Source organism: Delftia sp. BGA-UO-ETr-SB1, from assembly GCF_059567865.1.
This window is the reverse complement of record NZ_JCAQOW010000005.1, coordinates 271,682-291,937: the sequence shown is the minus strand read 5'-3', so window position 1 is coordinate 291,937 and position 20,256 is coordinate 271,682. Positions and strand designations below refer to the sequence as shown.

Annotated in this window: 16 protein-coding genes; 11 read left to right on the top strand and 5 right to left on the bottom strand. The window is 65.9% G+C overall.

Annotated features, from left to right (window positions below; translation table 11 throughout):
- Positions 1-41 precede the first annotated feature (41 nt).
- From AC57B5_RS11445 to AC57B5_RS11430, 4 genes are all read right to left on the bottom strand, one after another.
- Positions 42-911 (bottom strand): alpha/beta fold hydrolase, encoded by an 870-nt coding sequence (locus AC57B5_RS11445; RefSeq protein ID WP_496399565.1) that lies wholly within the window; start codon positions 909-911, stop codon positions 42-44.
- Positions 908-1,966, bottom strand: a complete 1,059-nt coding sequence (locus tag AC57B5_RS11440) for a proteasome-type protease (protein ID WP_141829421.1) — start codon at positions 1,964-1,966, stop codon at positions 908-910. Before AC57B5_RS11440 ends, AC57B5_RS11445 begins: the two co-directional genes overlap by 4 nt.
- 55 nt (positions 1,967-2,021) lie before the next feature.
- Positions 2,022-4,610: a DNA mismatch repair protein MutS gene (gene mutS, locus AC57B5_RS11435; RefSeq protein WP_496400107.1), complete on the bottom strand. Its 2,589-nt coding sequence runs from the start codon at positions 4,608-4,610 to the stop codon at positions 2,022-2,024.
- Between the two features lie 319 nt (positions 4,611-4,929).
- A complete protein-coding gene (locus tag AC57B5_RS11430; protein ID WP_496399564.1) occupies positions 4,930-5,694 on the bottom strand; it encodes a hypothetical protein in 765 nt (254 codons plus the stop codon).
- A 227-nt stretch (positions 5,695-5,921) separates the two neighbouring features.
- Here AC57B5_RS11430 and AC57B5_RS11425 point away from each other — a divergent pair, with 227 nt between their 5' ends.
- The 4 genes from AC57B5_RS11425 (at position 5,922) to AC57B5_RS11410 (ending at position 10,290) form a co-directional block, all read left to right on the top strand.
- Complete coding sequence (locus AC57B5_RS11425; protein WP_207444327.1) at positions 5,922-6,398, top strand: toxin-antitoxin system HicB family antitoxin; 477 nt, start codon at positions 5,922-5,924, stop codon at positions 6,396-6,398.
- 179 nt (positions 6,399-6,577) lie between these two features.
- A complete protein-coding gene (locus AC57B5_RS11420) occupies positions 6,578-8,569 on the top strand; it encodes an ATP-binding protein (RefSeq protein ID WP_496399563.1) in 1,992 nt (663 codons plus the stop codon).
- Positions 8,570-8,726: 157 nt separating this feature from the next.
- A complete protein-coding gene (locus tag AC57B5_RS11415) occupies positions 8,727-9,353 on the top strand; it encodes a hypothetical protein (protein WP_232245114.1) in 627 nt (208 codons plus the stop codon).
- The gene (locus AC57B5_RS11410) at positions 9,346-10,290 is read left to right on the top strand and encodes a nucleotidyl transferase AbiEii/AbiGii toxin family protein (protein ID WP_496399562.1); all 945 of its coding nucleotides are present in this window, start codon (positions 9,346-9,348) and stop codon (positions 10,288-10,290) included. The genes AC57B5_RS11415 and AC57B5_RS11410 overlap by 8 nt, the downstream gene beginning before the upstream one ends.
- A 95-nt stretch (positions 10,291-10,385) precedes the next feature.
- Here the strand turns inward: AC57B5_RS11410 and AC57B5_RS11405 are convergent, their stop codons facing one another.
- On the bottom strand, positions 10,386-11,099 hold the full coding sequence (locus AC57B5_RS11405; RefSeq protein WP_061289258.1) for a GntR family transcriptional regulator: 714 nt from the start codon (positions 11,097-11,099) through the stop codon (positions 10,386-10,388).
- A gap of 147 nt (positions 11,100-11,246) precedes the next feature.
- On the opposite strand from AC57B5_RS11405, the gene AC57B5_RS11400 reads away from it, so the two are divergent.
- The 7 genes from AC57B5_RS11400 (at position 11,247) to AC57B5_RS11370 (ending at position 20,193) form a co-directional block, all read left to right on the top strand.
- A complete protein-coding gene (locus tag AC57B5_RS11400) occupies positions 11,247-12,203 on the top strand; it encodes an SMP-30/gluconolactonase/LRE family protein (RefSeq protein ID WP_496399561.1) in 957 nt (318 codons plus the stop codon).
- 90 nt (positions 12,204-12,293) lie between these two features.
- Positions 12,294-14,021 (top strand): acetolactate synthase catalytic subunit, encoded by a 1,728-nt coding sequence (locus AC57B5_RS11395; RefSeq protein WP_496399560.1) that lies wholly within the window; start codon positions 12,294-12,296, stop codon positions 14,019-14,021.
- The gene (locus tag AC57B5_RS11390) at positions 14,021-14,788 is read left to right on the top strand and encodes an SDR family oxidoreductase (RefSeq protein WP_496399559.1); all 768 of its coding nucleotides are present in this window, start codon (positions 14,021-14,023) and stop codon (positions 14,786-14,788) included. The genes AC57B5_RS11395 and AC57B5_RS11390 overlap by 1 nt, the downstream gene beginning before the upstream one ends.
- Positions 14,789-14,989: 201 nt before the next feature.
- Entirely contained in the window at positions 14,990-15,982 is a 993-nt protein-coding gene (locus AC57B5_RS11385; protein WP_012204208.1) for a tripartite tricarboxylate transporter substrate binding protein, read from the top strand.
- A 103-nt stretch (positions 15,983-16,085) separates the two neighbouring features.
- Complete coding sequence (locus AC57B5_RS11380; RefSeq protein WP_013803538.1) at positions 16,086-16,604, top strand: sigma-70 family RNA polymerase sigma factor; 519 nt, start codon at positions 16,086-16,088, stop codon at positions 16,602-16,604.
- Between the two features lies 1 nt (position 16,605).
- On the top strand, positions 16,606-17,613 hold the full coding sequence (locus tag AC57B5_RS11375; RefSeq protein ID WP_496399558.1) for a FecR domain-containing protein: 1,008 nt from the start codon (positions 16,606-16,608) through the stop codon (positions 17,611-17,613).
- A 126-nt stretch (positions 17,614-17,739) separates the two neighbouring features.
- On the top strand, positions 17,740-20,193 hold the full coding sequence (locus AC57B5_RS11370) for a TonB-dependent siderophore receptor (protein WP_496399557.1): 2,454 nt from the start codon (positions 17,740-17,742) through the stop codon (positions 20,191-20,193).
- Positions 20,194-20,256: the final 63 nt, after the last annotated feature.

Below are 20,256 nucleotides of genomic sequence, written 5' to 3'. Positions count from 1 at the left end.
AAGGGGAGCGTGGGGGTCTTTTTTGTGCCTGAAGGTCCGGTTCAGGCCTCGGAGCCCAGCAGGTTCAGCAGCGAGGCCTCGATGGCCGCGGCCGTGGCGTGGGGCCGCTCCATGGGGAACAGGTGGCTGCCGTCCAGCATCATCACGCGCCCGCGCGTGATGCGGCGCGTAAGGTCCATGCCCACCTGGCGCATCTCCACCGAGGCACGCCCGCCGATGAAGGCCGCCGGGCAGCGCAGCGGATGGTGGTGCAGCAGCGAGGCCAGGTTGTGCGGCAAGGTGTTGTAGATGGCGGTCTCCACCTCGCGCGTGAAGTTGAGCATGCGCCGGCCGTCCACATCGGCCAGGCCGCCCTGCACATAGTCCTGGAGCACCTGCGGGTGCCATTGCGCAAACACCTTCTTGGCGCGGAAGTAGGCCAGCGCCTCCTCGTCGCTGTCCCAGGCATTGCGGCGGCGGGCGCTGATCTTGCCCGGCGAGACCGAGCCCACCAGCTGGGTGCGCTTGGCTACGCCCACGGCATTGGCACGCCAGCCGCTGAGCAATGGCGAGTCGATCAGCAGCACGCCGCGCGCCAGTTCGGGGTGGCGCGCAGCCGTCATCACGCTCAGGAAACCGCCCAGCGAATGCCCGACCAGAAAGACCGGACCGCCCACGCGCTCCACCTCGGCGCGCGTGAATTCGGCCAGTTGTTCGACCAGGTGCGGCCAGTTGTTGGTGACGGGAAAGCGCGGGTCATGGCCGAAGCGCTCCACCCCCTGCGCCGCGATCCCGCGCTCGGTCAGCAGCGAGAACAGCAGCCGGTAGGTGGGCAGCGCAAAGCTGTTGGCATGCGAGAAGACCACGGGCAGCGGTGCCGACCCCGTGCCCGCATCGCTGTCGGCCCGCAGCGCGGGCCGGGCCGCGTTCACGGCTGGGGCTCCTGGCCGGTTCGGTCCGCAGCATCCGGCATGCCTTGCTGGTGGCCGGAGGGTTGCCCGGCGTCCGGCCGCATGGGCGATGCCGGGCCCGGCTGCAGGGGCGTCATGGGCGAGGTGGCCAGCCCGTCGGCCGTGGAGGTGCCCAGGCCTGCACCCGTGCCGCTGTGATAGGGCTGGCGCAGCGCCGCAGGCGGCAGCCGGCCCATGGTGCGCGCGTTGGCGCGCAGGGCGCCGGCCGGCGCGGTGACCTTGGTCAGCGGCTGGGCCTGGCGGCTGTGCACGCGAATGGGCACTGCGGAATCGCCGCCATCCCAGGCCGGGTCCTCGATGCTGTCGAAGACATGGCGCAGGCGCTCGCCCCAGCTGTCGTGCAGCATGCGGAAATACGGATTGCTCTCGTCGATGCTGACGATCTTGTCGGAGGCGAAGCGGTCCTTCTCGTACACGATCAGGTCCAGCGGCAGGCCCACCGAGAGGTTGGACTTGAGCGTGCTGTCCATGGACACCAGGGCGCACTTGGCGGCCTCGTCCAGCGGCGTGCGCGGCGTGATCACGCGGTCCAGCACAGGCTTGCCGTACTTGGACTCGCCGATCTGGAAGTAGGGCGTCTCGCTCGTGGCCTCGATGAAGTTGCCTGCCGAGTAGACCTGGAACAGCCGCATGTTCTCGCCCTGGATCTGGCCGCCCAGCACCAGCGAGATATTGAAGTCCACGCCCGACCGGGACAGCGCCACGCCGTCGCGCTCGAACACATGGCGCACGGCCGCGCCCAGCACGCGGGCCGCGTCGAACATGCTGCGCACGTTCCAGATGGTCAGCATGTCGCCCGTGGCCTCGTCGCGCAGCTGCTGGCTCTCCAGCAACTCGCGCACCGATTGGGTGATGGACAGGTTGCCGGCCGACAGCAGCACCATGAAGCGGTCGCCGGGGTTCTCGTAGACCATGAGCTTGCGGAACGAGCTGATCTGGTCCAGGCCGGCATTGGTGCGCGAGTCGGCCAGGAAAACCAGGCCGGCGTTGAGCTTGATGGCAACGCAATAAGTCATGGGAACATCCGAAACTGCGGGATCGACAAGTTTAGTGGGAGGCGATTGACCGCGTTCAGGCGGCGATCTTCTTGAGCTGGTAAAGGGCTTCCAGCGCCTCGCGCGGGCTCAGTGCGTCGGGATTGATGGCGGCCAGTGCCTGGGCCAGCGGGTCGTGGCGGCTTTCGGGCTCGGGCATGTCGGGCGCATCGAACAGGTCCACCTGCAGGCGGCCCTCGTCGGCATGGGCCTCCAGTGCCTCCAGCGCATGGCGCGCGTGGTGCAGCACGCCGGCCGGCATGCCCGCCAGCTTGGCCACCTGGATACCGTAGCTGCGGCTGGCCGGGCCGGGCTGTATCTCGTGCAGGAAGACGATGTCCTGGCCCGACTCCGCAGCGCTCACATGCATGTTCACGGCCGCGCGTGCCTTGGCCGGCAGCTCGGTCAGCTCGAAGTAGTGCGTGGCAAACAGCGTGAAGGCGCGCGTCCTGTCGTGCAGCTGGGTGGCGATGCCGCTGGCCAGCGCCAGGCCGTCGAAGGTGCTGGTGCCCCGGCCGATCTCGTCCATCAGCACCAGGCTGTGCGGCGTGGCCGAATGCAGGATCTGGGCGGCCTCGGTCATCTCCATCATGAAGGTGGACTGGGCATTGGCCAGGTCGTCGGCCGCGCCGATGCGCGTGTGGATGGCGTCAATGGGCCCCAGCCGGCAGCTGGACGCCGGCACATGCGAGCCCATGCTGGCCAGCAGCACGATCAGCGCCACCTGGCGCATATAGGTCGACTTGCCGCCCATGTTGGGGCCCGTGATGACCTGCATGCGCGTGTTGGCGTTCATGCGCGTGTGGTTGGCGATGAAGCTGCCGCTGGAGGTCTCGGCCATGCGGGCCTCCACCACGGGGTGGCGCCCGGCCTCGATCTCGATGCAGGGATGGTTCACGAACTCGGGCGCGCACCAGTTCAGCGTCAGCGAGCGCTCGGCCAGCGTGCACAGCACGTCGATGGCGGCAATGGCGCCGGCCACGCGCGTGAGCGCGGGCACATGGGGCTGCAGCTGGTCCAGCAGCTGCTCGTAGAGGAATTTCTCGCGCTGCAGCGCGCGCTCCTGCGCGGACAGGGCCTTGTCCTCGAAGGCCTTGAGCTCGGGCGTGATGTAGCGCTCGGCGTTCTTCAGCGTCTGGCGGCGGCGGTAGCGCTCGGGCACCGCGTCCTTGTAGCTGTTGGTGATCTCTATATAGAAGCCGTGCACCTTGTTGAACTGCACGCGCAGGTTGGGAATGCCGGTCAGCAGCTTTTCCTTGGCCTCCAGCTCCAGCAGGAAGTCGTCGCAGTTGTTCTGGATGGCGCGCAGCTCGTCCAGCTCGGCGTCGTAGCCCGTGGCAAACACGCCGCCGTCGCGCACCAGGGCGGCCGGCTCTTCCATGATGGCGCGCACCAGCAGCTCGGCGCAGCCCTCGGGCGGCTGCAGGTCGGCGAACAGCTGGGTCAGGTGGGCCGAGGGCGTCTGCCCGGCCTGGGCCAGCACGGCGGCCTTGTGCAGCGTGCGGCCCAGTCCCACCAGCTCGCGCGGGCGCACCTGGCGCAGCGCGATGCGCGCGGTGATGCGCTCCACATCGCTCACGCCCTTGAGCTGCTCGCGCAACTGCTGCCAGGGCGCGGCCATGCCGCCTGCGCTGGCGCCCTGCAGCGCCCGCGTGGCCTCCAGCCGCGCCATGGCCTGCGTGCGGTCGCGGCGCGGCTCCAGCAGCCAGGCCTTGAGCAGGCGGCTGCCCATGCCCGTCATGCAGGTGTCCAGCAGAGAGAACAATGTGGGCGAATCCTCACCGCGCAGCGTCTTGACCAGCTCCAGGTTGCGGCGCGTGGCCAGCGGCAGCGCAATCAGCTCATCGTCGCGCTGCACCTGCAGAGCGTGGATGTGCGACAGGCTGCGGCCCTGCGTGTGCTCCGCATACGACAGCAGCGCGGCGCTGGCGCCATGGGCCAGCGGCAGGTCCTCGGCCTCCCAGGCCTTGAGGCTGGCGGCGCCCAGCAGCTCCAGCAGCTTGCGCTCGCCCAGGCCGCCGTCGAACTGCCAGTCGGGCCGGGGCGACAGCGGGCAGGCAATGGAGCCGCCATGGCGCAGCGCGAACAGGCTCTGCTCGAAGCGCTCGGTCACGCCCGCGCTGTAGATCAGCTCGCTGGGCGCAATGCGCGAAATCCAGGCGCCCAGCTCGTCGTGGGAGCACTCGGCCAGATGGATGCGCCCCTGCGTCACCGCCATCCAGGCCAGGCCGCAGCGCTGGCGCCCGGCCGTGTGCAGGGACAGCAAAATGGCCTCGCTCTTGTCCGACAGCAGCTCACTGTCGGTCAGCGTGCCCGGCGTCACCACGCGCACCACCTTGCGCTCCACCGGGCCCTTGGCTGCGCCCACCTCGCCCACCTGCTCGCAGATCGCCACCGACTCGCCCAGCTTGATCAGCCGGCCCAGGTAGTTCTCCAGCGCATGGAAGGGCACGCCCGCCATCGGAATCGGCTGCCCCGCCGTCTGCCCGCGCGTGGTCAGCGTGATATCCAGCAGCCGCGCCACCTTCTCCGCATCCCCGAAGAACAGCTCGTAGAAATCCCCCATGCGGTAGAAAACCAGCGTGTCGGGGTAGTTGATCTTGATGCCCAGGTACTGCTGCATCATGGGCGTGTGCGCCGACAGATCAGGGGCCGGAGAGGGCTGTGTGCTTTGCGAAAGGTCGCTCATTGGCTTGGGAATCAACAGGTTGCGGCGGCGCGAAGGCGCCGGGCAAGGCCTGCCTGGGAGGCGCGGGGCCGCAGGAAGGCGCAAATGTTCTTGTGTCGTGCTGCCCGCCTCGGGCCGTATCCATCGTGTGGGGCATGGTGGCGGGCAAAGGTCACATTATTGACTACCCGAGGTTGGACGCCGCGCCAAGGGGGCGTAGATCGCGGCACACAAATGCGCTGCGCTCAATCCAAGGGACCATTTCCGCCGTACGTCGTCACAGGGCTCCTTCTGGCAACTGCTTGGCTCCTTGGTACAGGGCGTGCTGCGCATCCGCCAGGGTGATCACTTCGTCCCCGGTGAGATGGCTCATCAGAACACTGTTGAGTTTCGCGATGCGTGCGCCATAGCAGCGAATCAGTGAGGCGATCTGAATCTGCTCCGGTTCCGTGATCTGATCGCCCAGCGCTGTCACGGCGTGGGCTGCTGCCTCGATGTCGAACGAGCAACGAATGAGCAACTCACTGGCCCGGTGGCCGCTTCCAAGCAACGGCGATGCCGCTGTGACTGGTGATGCTGTATCTGCCTGGCTGCCGAATGTATTGATACCGTTGCCAGCCTCCTTGGCTGCAGCAAAGCTGGCCAGGAAACGCAGGTCGTCCAAGGAGTGGGGCAGCTCGTTGTAGGCCCCGAACAGCCTGTCTGCAAATTCAAAGGCGTGTTCCAGCAGTCCATGAACAAAGGCCGTTTCGTCTGCTGCACTGAACCGGTTCTCTCGGAATGTGTCGCTTGCGAACTCCAACTCCGAGCTGATGAGTGCGAGCGGTGAAAGCAGATCCACCCGCACCAGCTCATGCGGACTGGTTGCCGGGTAGCAACCGGGAGCAGGAAGCTGGTTGAGCGCTGCAAATGCCCGGTTGAGGTGAGGGCAGGAGTAGCGCTCCTGTGCTCCGTCGTACAGGATGCTTTTCACCGTGTGCTTGAGCACTCCTGCTGCGAAGAGGACTGCTTGGTGGGCATCGGCAAGAGAGGCTCGGGCCATGCTGTTTCTGGATGGGGTGGGCTTGCTTGCAGAGGCTGATGGGTCATTCCTTGCCATGGTTCTCCTCCATTGCCGGGTGCTGTGTGAAGGGGGCTGCACGGATTGCGCGAAGCCCTATACCTGCTCACTGCTTGATGTTTGGCTTCAAAATGAAGTCAATTTTGAATGTATTTTGACTTCATTTTGGTGTCAATACTATTTTGAAGCCGACCCATAGAATTTGTGCCATGGCACAAGACGACTACATCCGCACCGCACTGCGCGTGCCACCTGAGCTGCATCAGGCCCTACACGAGGCGGCGGACAGGACCAGCAAGAGCTTCAATGCCGAAATCAACGAGCGCCTGCAGAGGACCTTCGATGACGAGCGCTTGGCCGCCCAGCGCTTGGCGGCTGAAGCCGGTCTCATGGGCCTCCAAGCCATGCTGGCGATTCATTTGAAGGAGTTCTTCGAACTCCTGCCCGTGGAGGAGCAAGGTAAGCCCGTCAATAAGGCCGTACGGGACGTGGCACAGGCGATCAGCCAGAGCTCTGCGAAGGAGATCGAAGATGCTCTGGGTCACTATGTCCGCATGGAGGATGAGGAACCCATCAGCCGCATGGCGAGCGCGATTGCGCGTCATCGGGTGGGTTCGCGGGAGCAGGGCGAGCCTATGGTGGACGGGTCTGGCGTAAAGCGGGTGAAGCGCAACACCAGATCCTGAGGGGGAGCCCGCTGGCCGGAGTTTGCAGGCAGAAGTTAGGCAGCTGTGCCGCTTAGGTGAGCCTGACATCCAACAGGAGATGGACGGTTTGCCTCAATACGGGGGGACCGTGCAGTCAGCCATCCTCAACGAGGCGGCCACCCTGCTTCCCAGGCGCAATTACAAAAGGGAGATTTTCCATGGCCCAGCAACAGTATCCGGTCGAAGTTCAATCGGATTTCTTGGAGAAGATCACTCGCGCGAAGCCGGTGCAGGCTTTGGCGGAACTCATTTGGAATGGCTTGGACGCCGATGCCGGCCGAGTTTCCGTCTCGTTTGAGCACAACGAGATGGGCACCTTGTCGGAAGTCATCATTCGCGACGATGGCAATGGCATTCCGAGGGCGAGCGCTCCTGAGTTTTTTCGACGCCTCGGCGGCTCATGGAAGAAGCCGGGAGGCTCCACCGAGACCGGAAGGTTCTTGCACGGCCAAGAGGGCAGGGGCCGCTTCAAGGTGTTCGCCATTGGGACCCGAGCCGAATGGGCCGTCGCATACAAGCGCGACGGGAAGCTCTGGAAGTATTCGATCACGATGTCGGCCAACGACATCCGCCATGTGAACATCTCCGACGAGATCGAAGTCGCCAAGCCGACCGATGCCGGCGTCACGCTGACGATCTCCGATCCGCACAAGGACTTCCGCTCCTTTGTGAGCGACTCGGGCATCCATGTCTTGGCCGAAGTCTTCGCCCTCTATCTGGCCGACTATCCCGATGTCAACGTGACCATCGGCGGCAGGCGCATCGACCCGGCCCAGATGATCGCCAGCAGGAAGGCCTTCAACCTCGCCGACATCGAATCAGGCGGCAAGGCGCATCCCGTCCGGCTTGAGATCGTCGAATGGAAGGGGCTGTCCAACCGGGCTCTGTTCCTCTGCAACGAGAAACGCTTTCCTCTCGTGCAGGTCGATCGCCGATTCCACATTGGCGACTTCCAATTCACCGCGTATCTTGAATCCACGTATCTGACGGTGGCGCAGAAAGATGGGACCGTGGACCTCGCGGAGATGCAGACGCCGGTCGTGGCTGCGATCGACGAGGCCCAGAAGACGATCAAGGACTACTTCCGGCAGCGCTCCGCGATAGAGGCCCGCAGCTACGTCGAGGAATGGAAGACCGAGAAGGTGTATCCCTTCGATGGCGATCCGGCCACGCGCGTGGAGGAGGTCGAGCGGCAAGTGTTCGAGATCGTGGCCGTCAGCGTCGCCAAGAACCTGCCAGAGTTCGCCAGCTCCGCCCAGCAAAACAAGTCTTTCCAGCTTCGCATGCTCAGGCAGGCGATCGAAAAAAGCCCCGAGGAGCTGCAGGTCATCTTGAACGAAGTCCTGCGGCTGCCCAAGCGCCAGCAGGAGGAGCTCGCCGAGCTGCTGCGCGACGTGTCGCTGTCTTCGATCATCAGTTCCGCCAAGATTGTGGCGGATCGTTTGAAGTTCCTGACCGGCATCGAGGCGGTGCTGTTCGATCCCGCGCCTAAGAAGAGGCTGCGCGAGCGAACCCAATTGCACCGCATCGTCGCCCAAAACTGCTGGATGTTCGGCGAGGACTTCATGCTGTCTGTCGATGACCAGTCGCTGACGGAAGTCCTACGGTCGCACAAGAAAATCCTCGGGGAGGATATCGTCATCGACGCCCCGGTCAAGCATGTCTCGCAGGAGCGTGGCATCGTGGATTTGATGCTGTCCCGATCCACGCGGCGGCACAACTCGGACTCGATCACCCACTTGGTGGTCGAGCTCAAGGCGCCCAAGGTCAAGGTCAACACCGATGAGATATCGCAGATCGAGGGCTACGCCGCATCGGTCATGGATGACCAGCGGTTCCGCAACGTCAAGGTGTCATGGGTGTTCTGGGTCATCAGCGACGATGTCGGCCCGCACGCGAAATTCCGCATGACCGACGAGTCCGGGCTGATCCACAAGAAGGACGACGTCTGCATCTACGTGAAGACTTGGGGCCAGGTCTTGGCGGAGAACCGGAGCCGCATGAAATTCTTCCAAGAGCGGCTCGAATACCAAGCCGACAAGGGCGCCTCCCTCAAGCATCTGCAGGAGCATTACGCCAAATACTTGGAAGGCGTCTTCGATGCTGAGCCGGTTCCGGCCAGCGGAGAGGAAGTCGCGGCGGCCAAATGAGCAGGCCGCCTCCTTGCGGTCGCCTGCAAGCGTCGATTCGCTGGCGGTTATTGGGCAAAGTTTGAGGATGGTGTTCGTGGCGGCGCTGCTCCAGAGCAACGCGTGGAACTGGGAATGTTTCCCATCTCCTGCAGATGCTAGGATGCATGAAACTTCAATGAAAAATCCAGCCATCATGCGTGTCGCTCGTTCTTCTGTTGAACCCTTGCGGGGAGGCGCTGCACTCCTGGCGGAAGAGCTGCGCCCCGGCGGCGTGTACCGACGCGAAGACCTGGCACCGCTTTCCACGGCAGTCGACCGGCATCTGAGTGAGTTGGTGGCTGGCGGAAGATTGAAGAAGTTGGCGCAAGGGCTGTATCACGCACCCAAGCAGTCCGATTTCGGGCCGCTGCCACCTGCTGACGATCAAGTGGTCCAGAGCTTTCTGCGGGACAGCGATTTCCTGTTGTTTTCGCCTTCCGCCTTCAATGCGGTGGGTGTCGGTACCACGCAGCTGTACAACAGCACCTGGGTCTACAACCGCAAGCGGCACGGCATCTTTCGGTTGGGCAATCGTGATTTCGACTTTCGGGTAAAGCCCCGTTTTCCAAAGAAACTCAGCCCCGAGTTCCTGTTCGTGGACTTGCTCAACAACCTGGATGAGCTGGCTGAAGATGGGGAACTGGTTCTTGGGCAGGCGCGCAAAAAGATGCCGTCCTTTGATGCCGAGCGCCTGCGTCAGGCGATTGAGCGCTATGCCAACGCGGCTACGCGAAAAATCTTGAGGGAGTGGAGCGGTGGCTGATTTTCTTCACGAGCGCAGGGATTTCGATCAACTCCTCTCGTTGGTGGCCGACGAGCGTGGTTTGGCTCCTGTGCTGGTGGAAAAAGACTACTGGATCATGCATTGCCTCTGGGGTCTTCAGGCCCAGGGGGTGCGGTTCGAGCTGAAGGGCGGCACATCGCTGTCCAAGGGCTTCGGTGTCATCCATCGTTTTTCCGAAGACATCGATATCCGCATCGACCCGCCGCAAGGAATGGACGTCAAGACAGGCCGCAATCACGACAAGCCCGCTCACGTCGAATCACGGCGAGCCTATTACGACGCGCTTGCGCAAACCATCTGCATTCCGGGGGTGGTCGAAGTTCAGCGGGATCGCCTGTTTGACGATGACAAGATGCGCAGCGCCGGGATCCGGTTGATCTACACGCCAAGAACGGCGGCGCTTGCGGGGATCAAGGACGGCATCCTGTTGGAATTGGGATTCGATGACACGGCACCCAATCGCGCAGTGACCATCTCTTCGTGGGCCTTGGAGGCTGCCATGGAGCGCGATATCCCGCTGCGGGACAACCGTGCGGTGAATGTGCCTTGCTATGCACCGACGCACACTTTCGTCGAAAAATTGCAGACCATCTCCACCAAGTACCGCAGGCTGGATGCAAGCCGGGCATTTCCTGCCAACTTCCTGCGGCATTACTACGATGTGTATTGCCTCCTGGGCATGGAGGAAGTGCAGGGCTTCATCGGAACACCGGCCTATCAGCAACGCAAGATCGAGCGGTTCCGTTCCGGAGATGAGCTGGCCATCTCCCTCAACCCGGCATTTGTGCTGGCCGATGCTGCTCAATGCGACCGTTTTGCGCAGGAGTACCGCAAGACACGGGCCTTGTATTACCAAGGACAGCCGGATTTCGACCTTCTTCTGGCCCGCATCCGCGAGCACATCCATGTGCTGTGATGGGCACAGGAATCCTTGATGAAAAAGGACTCAATAGTCCTCATGGGCTTGCATAGGAATGGCCCGCCTGCCTGACTGGCAAGTCTCCGTGTTCCCTAAGCCCGCAGCCCCGCCACCACCCACTCCTGCGGAAACTCCATCCCATCATCCTTGGCAATCTTCCTGAGGATATGCAGGCAGGCGCTTTGCAGGTCCTGCACCACGGCCTGCCGGGCGGCGGGGCCATCCCTTTGCTCCAGCGCATGGATCAGCCGGATGTGCGGATGTTCGGCCGCGCGGGCGTAGGTGCCCCGGTACAGGTAGCGCACGGAGGGGCCGCACTTGAGCCATAGCAGGCCGATGAGGCTGGCCAGCACGGGCTGCTGCGCGGCTTCGATGATGGAGAAGTGGAAGCGCTCGTTGGCGATCAGCGTGGCGTCGTCGTCCACGGCAATGGATTTTTCCAGGTCCTGGTGCAGGCGGGTGAGGGTGTCGATGAAGCCCTGGCCCGGATGGCGGCTGGCGGCGGCTGCGGCGGCGCGGCCTTCCAGTTCGATGCGCAGGGCGATGATTTCCACGTACTGCTCCACGCTGAGCACGGGCACGGTGGCCACGCCGCGGTCGTCCAGGTCCAGGGCGCCTTCGGAGGCCAGCCGCTGTATGGCATCGCGCACGGGCGTGGGGCTGATGCCGAACTCTTCGGCCAGGCTGCGATAGACGAGGCGCTGCGCGGGTTGCAGCTGGCCTCTCACGATGGCGTCACGGATCTGCAGATAGGTTTTTTCGGCAAGGGTCTGATTGGTTCGGATCTGTGAAAAAACGCTGGACATCGGGCCTCCGCAACTGCTTGGGCGCAATGGTACCTCCCGAGGAAGGACGGTTTGCCCATGGCCACGGAGTGCGGCTGTGCCAAGGGCTAACCCTGTAATTGGTGTTTGATGCATCAAGTACCATGCATCATATCTAAGGGGGGGTGCATGCGGACATACACGTTGGAAAAAGCAGAACCAAGGATTCGTGAGCTGGCCGACGGCCTGGAGTTTCCCGAAGGCCCGGTGGCCCTGCCCGATGGAGCGGTCGTGCTGGTGGAGATCGCCAATGGCTGGCTGACCCGGGTGACGGCCGATGGCACAAGGCGGCAGCTCTTCCACCTGGGTGCAGGCCCGAACGGTGCCGCCATAGGCCCCGGCGGCAAGCTGTTCATCTGCAACAACGGTGGCTTCCAGTGGCACCGCAGTGCGGAGCATGGGCTGCGGCCCATAGGCCAGGCCAACGACTATTCAGGCGGGCGCATAGAGGCCGTGGATCTGGCCTCGGGCCAGGTCGAATGCCTGTACACGCAAAGCGGCAGCGGACCCTTGAAGGGGCCCAACGACCTGGTCTTCGACCGGCATGGCGGGTTCTGGTTCACCGACCACGGCAAGGTGCGCCCGCGCGAGGTGGACCGGGGCGGCGTCTGCTACGCGCTGGCCGATGGCAGCGCCATCCGCGAGGCCGTCTTCCCGCTGTGGTCGCCCAACGGAATCGGTCTTTCTCCCGATGAGAAGACGCTCTATGTGGCGGAGACCTTCACGGGGCGGCTGTGGGCCTTCGACATCGGCGAGCCCGGGCTCATCCTGGCCCGGCCCTGGCCCGATTCGCCCAATGGCGGGCGGCTGGTCTGCCGCCTGCCGGGCCTGCAGAACATCGATTCCCTTGCCGTGGATGCCGAAGGGAACATCTGCCTTGCCACGCTGGGCGAGGGCGGCATCACCGTGGTCTCGCCGGCTGGGCAGGTGCTGCACAGGGTCGAGTTGCCCGACCCCATGACCACCAACATCTGCTTTGGCGGCAAGGACCTGAAGACGGCTTTTGTCACCCTGTCTTCCACGGGGCGGCTGGTGGCGCTGGACTGGCCGTGTCCTGGATTGCCTTTGAATTTCCTGAATAGATAAGTTCCCCCTGGCTTCCCTTTCCGTATCGCTGGCGATTGCCATGGCGAGGGAGCCGCTACGCCTTTTTTTGTTGAACGGAAACCGCAACCCATGTCGAAACCCCTGAGCAACCCTGGATTGAACAAGCAGGACACCGTAGGCCACCTGGTGGCCCGGGTCCTGAAGCGGCACGGCATCACGCAGTTCTTCGGGCAGAGCCTGCCCAGCATGTTCGTGCTGGCCGCCGAGGAACTGGGCCTGCGCCAGATCGCCTACCGCACCGAGAACGCGGGCGGCTACATGGCCGATGCCCATGCCCGCATGAGCGGCAGGCCGGCCGTGATCACCGCGCAGAACGGGCCGGCCGCAGCGTTGCTGGTGGCGCCGCTGGCCGAGGCGCTGAAGGTCTCCATCCCCATCATTGCGCTGGTGCAGGACGTGGCGCGCGACCAGACCGACAGGAACGCCTTCCAGGACCTGGACCACATGGGCCTGTTCAAGCCCGTGACCAAGTGGGTGCGCCGCGTGGACCAGGCATCGCGCGTGGAAGACTATGTGGAGCAGGCCATCATCGCCGCCTGCAGCGGCCGGCCTGGCCCCGTGGCGCTGATGCTGCCGGCCGACCTGCTCACCGAGCCTGCCCAGCCGTCCAGCGTGCCCCGGCCCGCCGCACTGGCCCGCTTTCCGCTGGACCGCGCCGTGCCCGAACGGCAATTGCTGGAACAGGCCGTGGGCGCGCTGCTCCAGGCCCGCGCGCCGGTCATCGTTGCCGGTGGCGGCGTGCACATCTCGGGTGCCTGCGAGGCACTGAGCGCCTTTGCCGATGCGTTGAGCCTGCCCGTGGCCACCACCAACATGGGCAAGGGTGCCGTGGCCGAGACGCATGAGCTGTCGCTGGGCGTGGTCGCCAACTGCCTGGGGCCCAATGGCTCGGGCCGCTACCTGAAGGATTTCGTGGCCGGGGCCGACGTGGTGTTCCTGATCGGCAACCGCACCAACCAGAACGGCACGGACAGCTGGACGCTGTACCCGCGCGATGCGCAATTCATCCACCTCGATATCGACGGCCAGGAGATAGGGCGCAACTACGACGCCATGCGCCTGGTGGGCGATGCGCGGCTGGCGCTGCAAGCCATGCTGGACATCGCCGGGGCGCTGGATCTGTCGGCCCGTACCGGCCAGCGCGCTGCCTTGGCCGCACGCATTGCCGAGGGCAGGGAAAGGCACCGGGAGGAGTCGGCCGAAGTGCGCCTGTCCAGCGCCGCACCCATACGGCCCGAACGCATCATGCATGAGCTCGACGCCCTGCTGACCGCCGAGGACACCGTGGTGGCCGATGCCAGCTACTCCACGCTGTGGGTCACCAACTACCTGACCGCGCGCCGGGCCGGCCAGCGCTTCCTCACGCCGCGCGGCCTGGCGGGCCTGGGCTGGGGCATGCCCATGGCCATGGGCGCGCGCCTGGCGCAGGACGGCGGCCAGGTGTTCTGCCTGGTGGGCGACGGCGGCTTCGGCCATGTGTGGTCGGAGATGGAGACCTGCAGGCGCATGGGCATCAAGGTCATCACCGTCCTCATCAACAACGGAATCCTGGGCTACCAGAAGCATGCCGAGCATGTGAAGTTCGGAGAGCACACCTCCGCCGTGAACTTCAGCGGCGTGGACCATGCGGCCATCGCACGGGCCTGCGGCATCCACGGCGTGCGCGTGGAATCGGCCGATGCCATCGCCCCCGCGCTGCGCGCCGCCAGGGCAGCCGAAGAGGCCACGCTGATCGAGGTCATGTGCACCGAAGACGCCTTTCCCCCCATCACCTTCTACACGCCGGAGAGCCACTGATGAGCGCGCCTGAGAACTTCCCCATCCGCACGGCCCTGGTGACCGGCGCCGCACGCGGCATCGGCCTGGCCACCGCCATCGAACTGCTGCGCGACGGCCGCCGCGTGGTACTGGCCGACCTGGCTGCGCCCGACCTGGAACTGGTGCCGCAGGAACTGCGCGCCCGGGCCAGCGCCGTGGTGCTCGATGTCTGCGACGAGGCGGCCCGCCAGCGCGTGGTCGCGGACATGGTGCAGCGCCATGGCGGCGTGGACATCCTGGTCAACAACGCCGGCATCAGTCTCAAGAACGCTAGCGGCCAGTCCAACGGCATCCTCGACGTGGGGCTGGACGAGGTGCAGCAGATCCTGGACGTCAACCTGCTGTCCATGCTGCGCCTGTGCCAGCTGGCGCTGCCGGGCATGAAGCAGCGGGGCTGGGGGCGCATCGTCAACGTGTCCTCCCTGGCCGGGCGCGGCAAGTCCATCGTGGCCGGCCCCGCCTACATGCTGAGCAAGTCCGCCGTGCTGGGCCTGAGCCGCTCCATCGCCTCGGAGATGGGCCAGTACGGCATCACCACCAACTGCGTGGCGCCGGGCCGCATCCTGACGCCGATGGCGCAGCAGGCCGGCGACGAGGTCAACCGCCGCTATGCCGAGCAGATCCCCGTGCGGCGCCTGGGCGAGGCAGCCGAGGTCGGCGCTGCCATCCGCTATCTGTGCGGCGAGTCTGCGGGCTTCACCAATGGCGCCGTGATCGACGTCAACGGCGGCTTCTTCATGAATTGAGGAAGGACGACCCCCTGAGCGGCTGCGCCGCTTCCCCCTCTTGCTTCGCGGGGGGGGGCGGCACCCTCGGTGCGAGGCGGCCCTTCCTCGGTGCCCCCACTTCCAGGGCGTGCCTGTTTCCCGGTCAGTGGGTAGTACGCAGCACCGTGAAATCACGACTTCCAAAGACGACAGAACCCAAGATCGCAACGAGAGACAACCATGCATGCATATCCATCCCCCGCATCTCGCAGATGCCTGCTTTCGGCCTTCTGCGCGGCAGCGCTGGCGGCCGCAGCCGGCGCCCCGGCGCTGGCCCAGGGCACGGACGCGTTTCCCGAGCGGGAACTGACCCTGATCATCAACTACGGCGCAGGCGGCAATACCGACGTGGCCTCGCGCGCCATCGGCAATGCCATGGAGGGCCTGCTCAAAAAGCCCGTGGTGCCCAACAACCGCGCGGGAGCGCAGGGCACGCTGGGTGTCTCGTCGCTGGCCCGGCAAAAGCCCGACGGCTACACGCTGGGCGTGGTGACGTTTTCGACCATCGCCATCACGCCCCACCTCATGAAGGTGGACTACAAGGTCGATGACTTTGACTTCATCGCAGGCGTGGCCCGCTACCGCTATGGCGTGGCCGTGCGCGCGGACTCGCCCTACAAGACCATGGCCGACCTGGTGGCCGCGTCCCGCCAGGGCAAGGGCATCTTCTTTGGCGCGCCGTCCGCGCCCAACAACCTGGCCATGTACGAGCTGGGGCGCAAGACGGGCGGCAGGTTCGAGGAGATCAACTACAAGTCCGGCGCCGAGACCGTGGCCGGCCTGATCGGCGGGCAGGTCGATGTCATCGTGCAGAACCCTTCGGACATCGTCCAGCACGTCAAGGCCGGAAAAATGCGCCTGCTCGCCAGCGCCAGCCCCATGCGCTGGAAGGAGTTGCCGGAGGTGCCCACGCTCAGGGAGCAGGGCTACGACGTGGAGATCGACTCCTGGATCGGCCTGGCCTACCCCAAGGGCGTGCCCCCGGCCCTGCGCGACAGGCTGGAGCGCGTCGCCATGGCAGCCGCCGAGGGGCCCCAGGTGGCGCGCATCTTCGAGTCAGCCGGTGTGGACCCGGCGCCGCTCACCGGCGCCGAATACCGCAGAAAGCTGGTCCAGGGCCATGAGTCCATGGGCGCGGCCATCAAGGCGGCGAATCTGCCGCGCATGAACTGAGGGCGGTCCGGCTGCCCTGGGGGAATGGTGGAATGCAAACCATTCTTATTGCGGACGGCTAAAATACCGCCCCATGTCCGTGCCGCACACGCCTCCAGAATCCATGCTCCAGGTCCAGCAGCTGTATGTGGGCCACCATGCCTGGCTGCTGTCGCGTCTGAAGGCCAGGCTGCGCGACACGGCCGAGGCGCAGGATGTGGCGTCCGAGACCTTTGTGCGCGTGGTGGCCGCGCGCCCCGCTGCCGTGGTGCAGGAGCCGCGCGCCTTTCTGACCACCATTGCCAAGCGCCTGCTGTTCACGCTGTGGCGCCGGCGCGAGCTGGAGCGGGCCTATCTGGAGACCCTGGCCCTGCAGCCCGAGGAGCTGGCGCCTTCTCCCGAAGAGCGTGCCGTGCTGCTGGAGACGCTGGAGCACATCGCCCAGGCGCTGGACGGCCTGCCGCTCAAGGCGCGCCAGGCCTTTTTGCTGAGCCAGATCGACGGCCTGACCTACCAGGCCATTGCCGACCAGCTGGACATTTCCCTGAGCACGGTGCGCCGCCACATGGCCGAGGCCTTCCGGCGCATCGCCATCGCGCTGGCCCGCCAGCAGGCCGGCATTGCGGTGGCGCGCGGCGGCTGACATGGCGGCCTCTCTTTCGCAGGACGGCAGCAGTCTGGATGCCGCCACCGAGGCGGCTGTGGGCTGGCTGGTCACGCTGAACTCGGGCACCGTCAGCGATGGTGAGCGCCAGGGTTTCGAGCAATGGCTGCGGGCCGATGTTGGCCACCGCCTGGCCTGGGAGCGGCTGCAGGCACCGCTGCAGCAGATGCTATCGCCGCTGCGCACCGGCGCGCCTGCGGCCTCGGGCAGCCTGATGGGCCAGGCGCTGCAGCGTGCCGAATCGCGCATCCGCCGTCGCCGCAGCCTGCTGCGCGGCGCGCTGGGATTGGGCGGCATGGCCGTGGGCACCGCCTTCGTGGCCCACCGCCACGCACCCATCAGCCAATGGGCTGCCGACCTGCGCACCGGCACGGGCGAGCGGCGTGATTTTGCGTTGCCCGATGGCAGCACCATCACGCTGGATGCGCGTTCGGCGGCTGACCTGGACTTCAGTGGTGGCCGCCGCACCGTCATCCTGCGCCAGGGCACGCTGCTGGCGCATGCAGCGCCACAGGCCTGGGAGGCAGGGCAAGGCGCCGCCGCCTTCATCGTGCGCACGGCCCACGGCCAGGTGCGCGCGCTGGGCACGCGCTTCGTGGTGCGCCAGGAGGCCGGCAGCAGCCTGGTGAGCATGCTTGAGCACAGCGTGGAGATCACCACGCCACAGGGTGCAAGCCAGGTGCTGGCCCAAGGCCGCAGTGCACGCTTCGGTCCGGCGGGCATTGCCGAGGATGCGACCGAGCCCGGCACCGCCTCGGCTTGGCAGCGCGGCATGCTGGAGGCGCATGACCAGCCGCTGGGCGATGTGGTACAGGCCCTGCGCGCCTACCGCGCGGGCTTCATCCGCGTGGCGCCGCGTGCGGCGGCCCTGCATGTCTACGGCACCTTCTCGCTGGACGACACCGACCGCGCCCTGGCGGCGCTGGCCGAGACCCTGCCCATTGCCGTGAATGTCTACCAGCGTGGCTGGCTGGTGACCATCGAGTGAATGTCGAGTGACTATCGGGTGAGGTCGGTGCCTGCGCGCAAAAAAATGAACACTTTTTGCGGCGCGCTCGACAAGCCTTGGAAACCTGCTTTTCAGGCCCTTCCAACCTCCTTGTCGAGAACCCGCATGCTGCTCTCCTGCCCCTTGCCCTTGCGCACCTTGGCCGCTGCCGCCCTGGCCTGCGCGCTGAGCGCCCACGCCCAGACTTCCCCTTCCGCGCCCGCTGCGCCAGCCGCCTCGTCCGTGCGCAGCTACGACCTGCCGTCCCAGCCGCTGGGCAGCGCGCTGGCGCGCATAGGCGCCGAAAGCGGCCAGCAGATCGGCATTGACGCCGAGCTGGTGCGCGGCCTGACCGCGCCCGCCGTGCGCGGCAGCTACACGCCCGAGCAGGCCGCGCGCGCGGCGCTGCAGGGCAGCGGGCTGGAGCTGGTGCGCACGGGCTCGGGCAACTGGGGCCTGCGCACCGCAGCGCCTGCTCCAGCCTCCGCAGCTGCCGCGGCACGCACCGCAGGCACGGCCCAGGCCATGGCCGAGGTGCGCGTCACGGCCCAGGCCATCACCAGCCCCACCACCGAGCAGACCGGCTCCTACACCACGCGCGCTCTGAGCATCGGCAAGATGGAGCAGTCCATTCGCGAGACGCCGCAGTCCGTGACCGTGGTCACGCGCCAGCAGATGGATGACCAGAACCTGTCTTCCGTCGAAGACGTGATCCTGCAGACCACGGGCGCCACCAAGTCGCAGCGCAACTTCGGGGCCCACGTCTACATGATGCGCGGCTACGAGATCCCGGACTCCAACTACCTGCTCGACGGCGTGGCCGGCGGCACCTACAGCCCCACGGGCTGGGTGCCCATGGACACGGCCATCCTCGACCGCGTGGAGGTGCTGCGCGGCGCGGGCGCCCTGGTGGTCGGCGCGGGCGACCCCAGCGGCGTGGTCAACATGGTGCGCAAGCGCCCGCGTGCGGAAAAGCACTTCGAGTTTGCCCAGAGCATCGGCTCCTGGAACAACTTCCGCACCGAGATCGATGGAGGCGGCGCGCTCAACGAGGCCGGCACGGTGCGCGGCCGCGTGGTGGCCGCCTATACCGACCGCCACAGCTTCATCGACCTGGTGCATTCGCGCTCGCCCATGCTCTACGGCGTGATCGACGCCGACCTGGGCGCCGGCACCAAGGTCACGGCGGGCTACCGCCATGAGCAGACCGACATCGACGGCTACAGCATCTTCGGCCTGCCCAGCTACTCCAACGGCGCCTCGCTGGGCCTGCCGCGCTCCACTTCGCTGGGCCAGCGCTGGAACCGCCACGAGGCCCAGGTGGACGATGTGTTCGGCGAGGTCGAGCACCGCATGGGCGGCGACTGGGTGGCCAAGCTCACGCTCAACCACGGCAAGACCACCATCGACCAGAAGCTGGGGTCGGCGCGCGGCGCCATCGATCCCGTTACCCTGCAGGGCCTGCGCTACGTGGGCAACGATTTCATTGCGCGCGACATCGATGCCACGGGGCTGGATGCCAACGTCACCGGCAGCTTTCAGGCGCTGGGCGGCACGCACAAGGTCATGTTCGGCACCAGCTGGTCCCAGCAGAAGGTGCTGACCCAGTCGGCCTCCTCTGGCGAGGCCATGCCCCTGGACGTCTTCCGTTTCGACCATTCGCGCATCCCCGATCCCGTGGCCCCTCCTTATGACTTCGGTCTCAGGGAGCGCAAGCAACTGCTGGGCATCTACGGCAGCGGGCGCCTGCAGCTGGCCGAACGCCTGCACCTGCACCTGGGCGGGCGCCTGAACTGGTTCAAGTTCCGCTCCAACGACACCTTCACCGGCGCCCTGACCAACGACTACCGCGAAAACGGCCGCTTCACGCCCTATGCGGGCCTGGTCTACGACATCGATCCGCTCTGGTCCGTCTATGCCAGCTACACCAGCACCTTCCAGCCCCAGTCGCAGTACGCCACCGTGCAGGGCAACCGCCTCAAGCCCGCCGTGGGCGCCAACTACGAGGCCGGCATCAAGGGCGAACTGTTCGAGCGCAAGCTCAACGTGGCCTTCTCGGTCTTCAACATCAAGAAGCGCGACGTGGCCGTGTTCGACACCGGCAACGAAGGCCTGTGCCCCGGCGTGACCACCAATGACTGCTACCGCAACTCCAGCGTGCTGCGCAGCAAGGGCTTCGATGCCGAGATCGGTGGCGAGGTCGCGCGCGGCTGGCAGGTCTCTGGCGGCTACACCTGGCTGAACACGCGCGACGACGAAGGCAGCTCGCTGAGCACCGACACCCCGCGCAGCTTGCTGCGCGTGTCCACCAGCTACGCGCTGCCCGGCGAATGGTCGGCCTGGAAGGTGGGCGCCAACCTCAGCGCGCAAAGCCATGCCCGCGTGGACACCGTGCAAAACCCCGGCCATGCCGTGCTGGACCTGCGCGCCTCGTACCGCATCAACCGCAACTGGACGGCCGCGCTCAACATCGGCAACGTGACCGACAAGGTCTACTGGGCTGCCGTGGGCGGCGCGCGCAACGGCACCTACTACGGCATGCCGCGCAATGCCACGCTCACGCTGCGCGGAACCTTCTGAGCGGACTGCCCCTGTGCAGTCTTGCCGCTGCTCCTGTGGGGCGGCAAACGCGCGCAGGGGGCG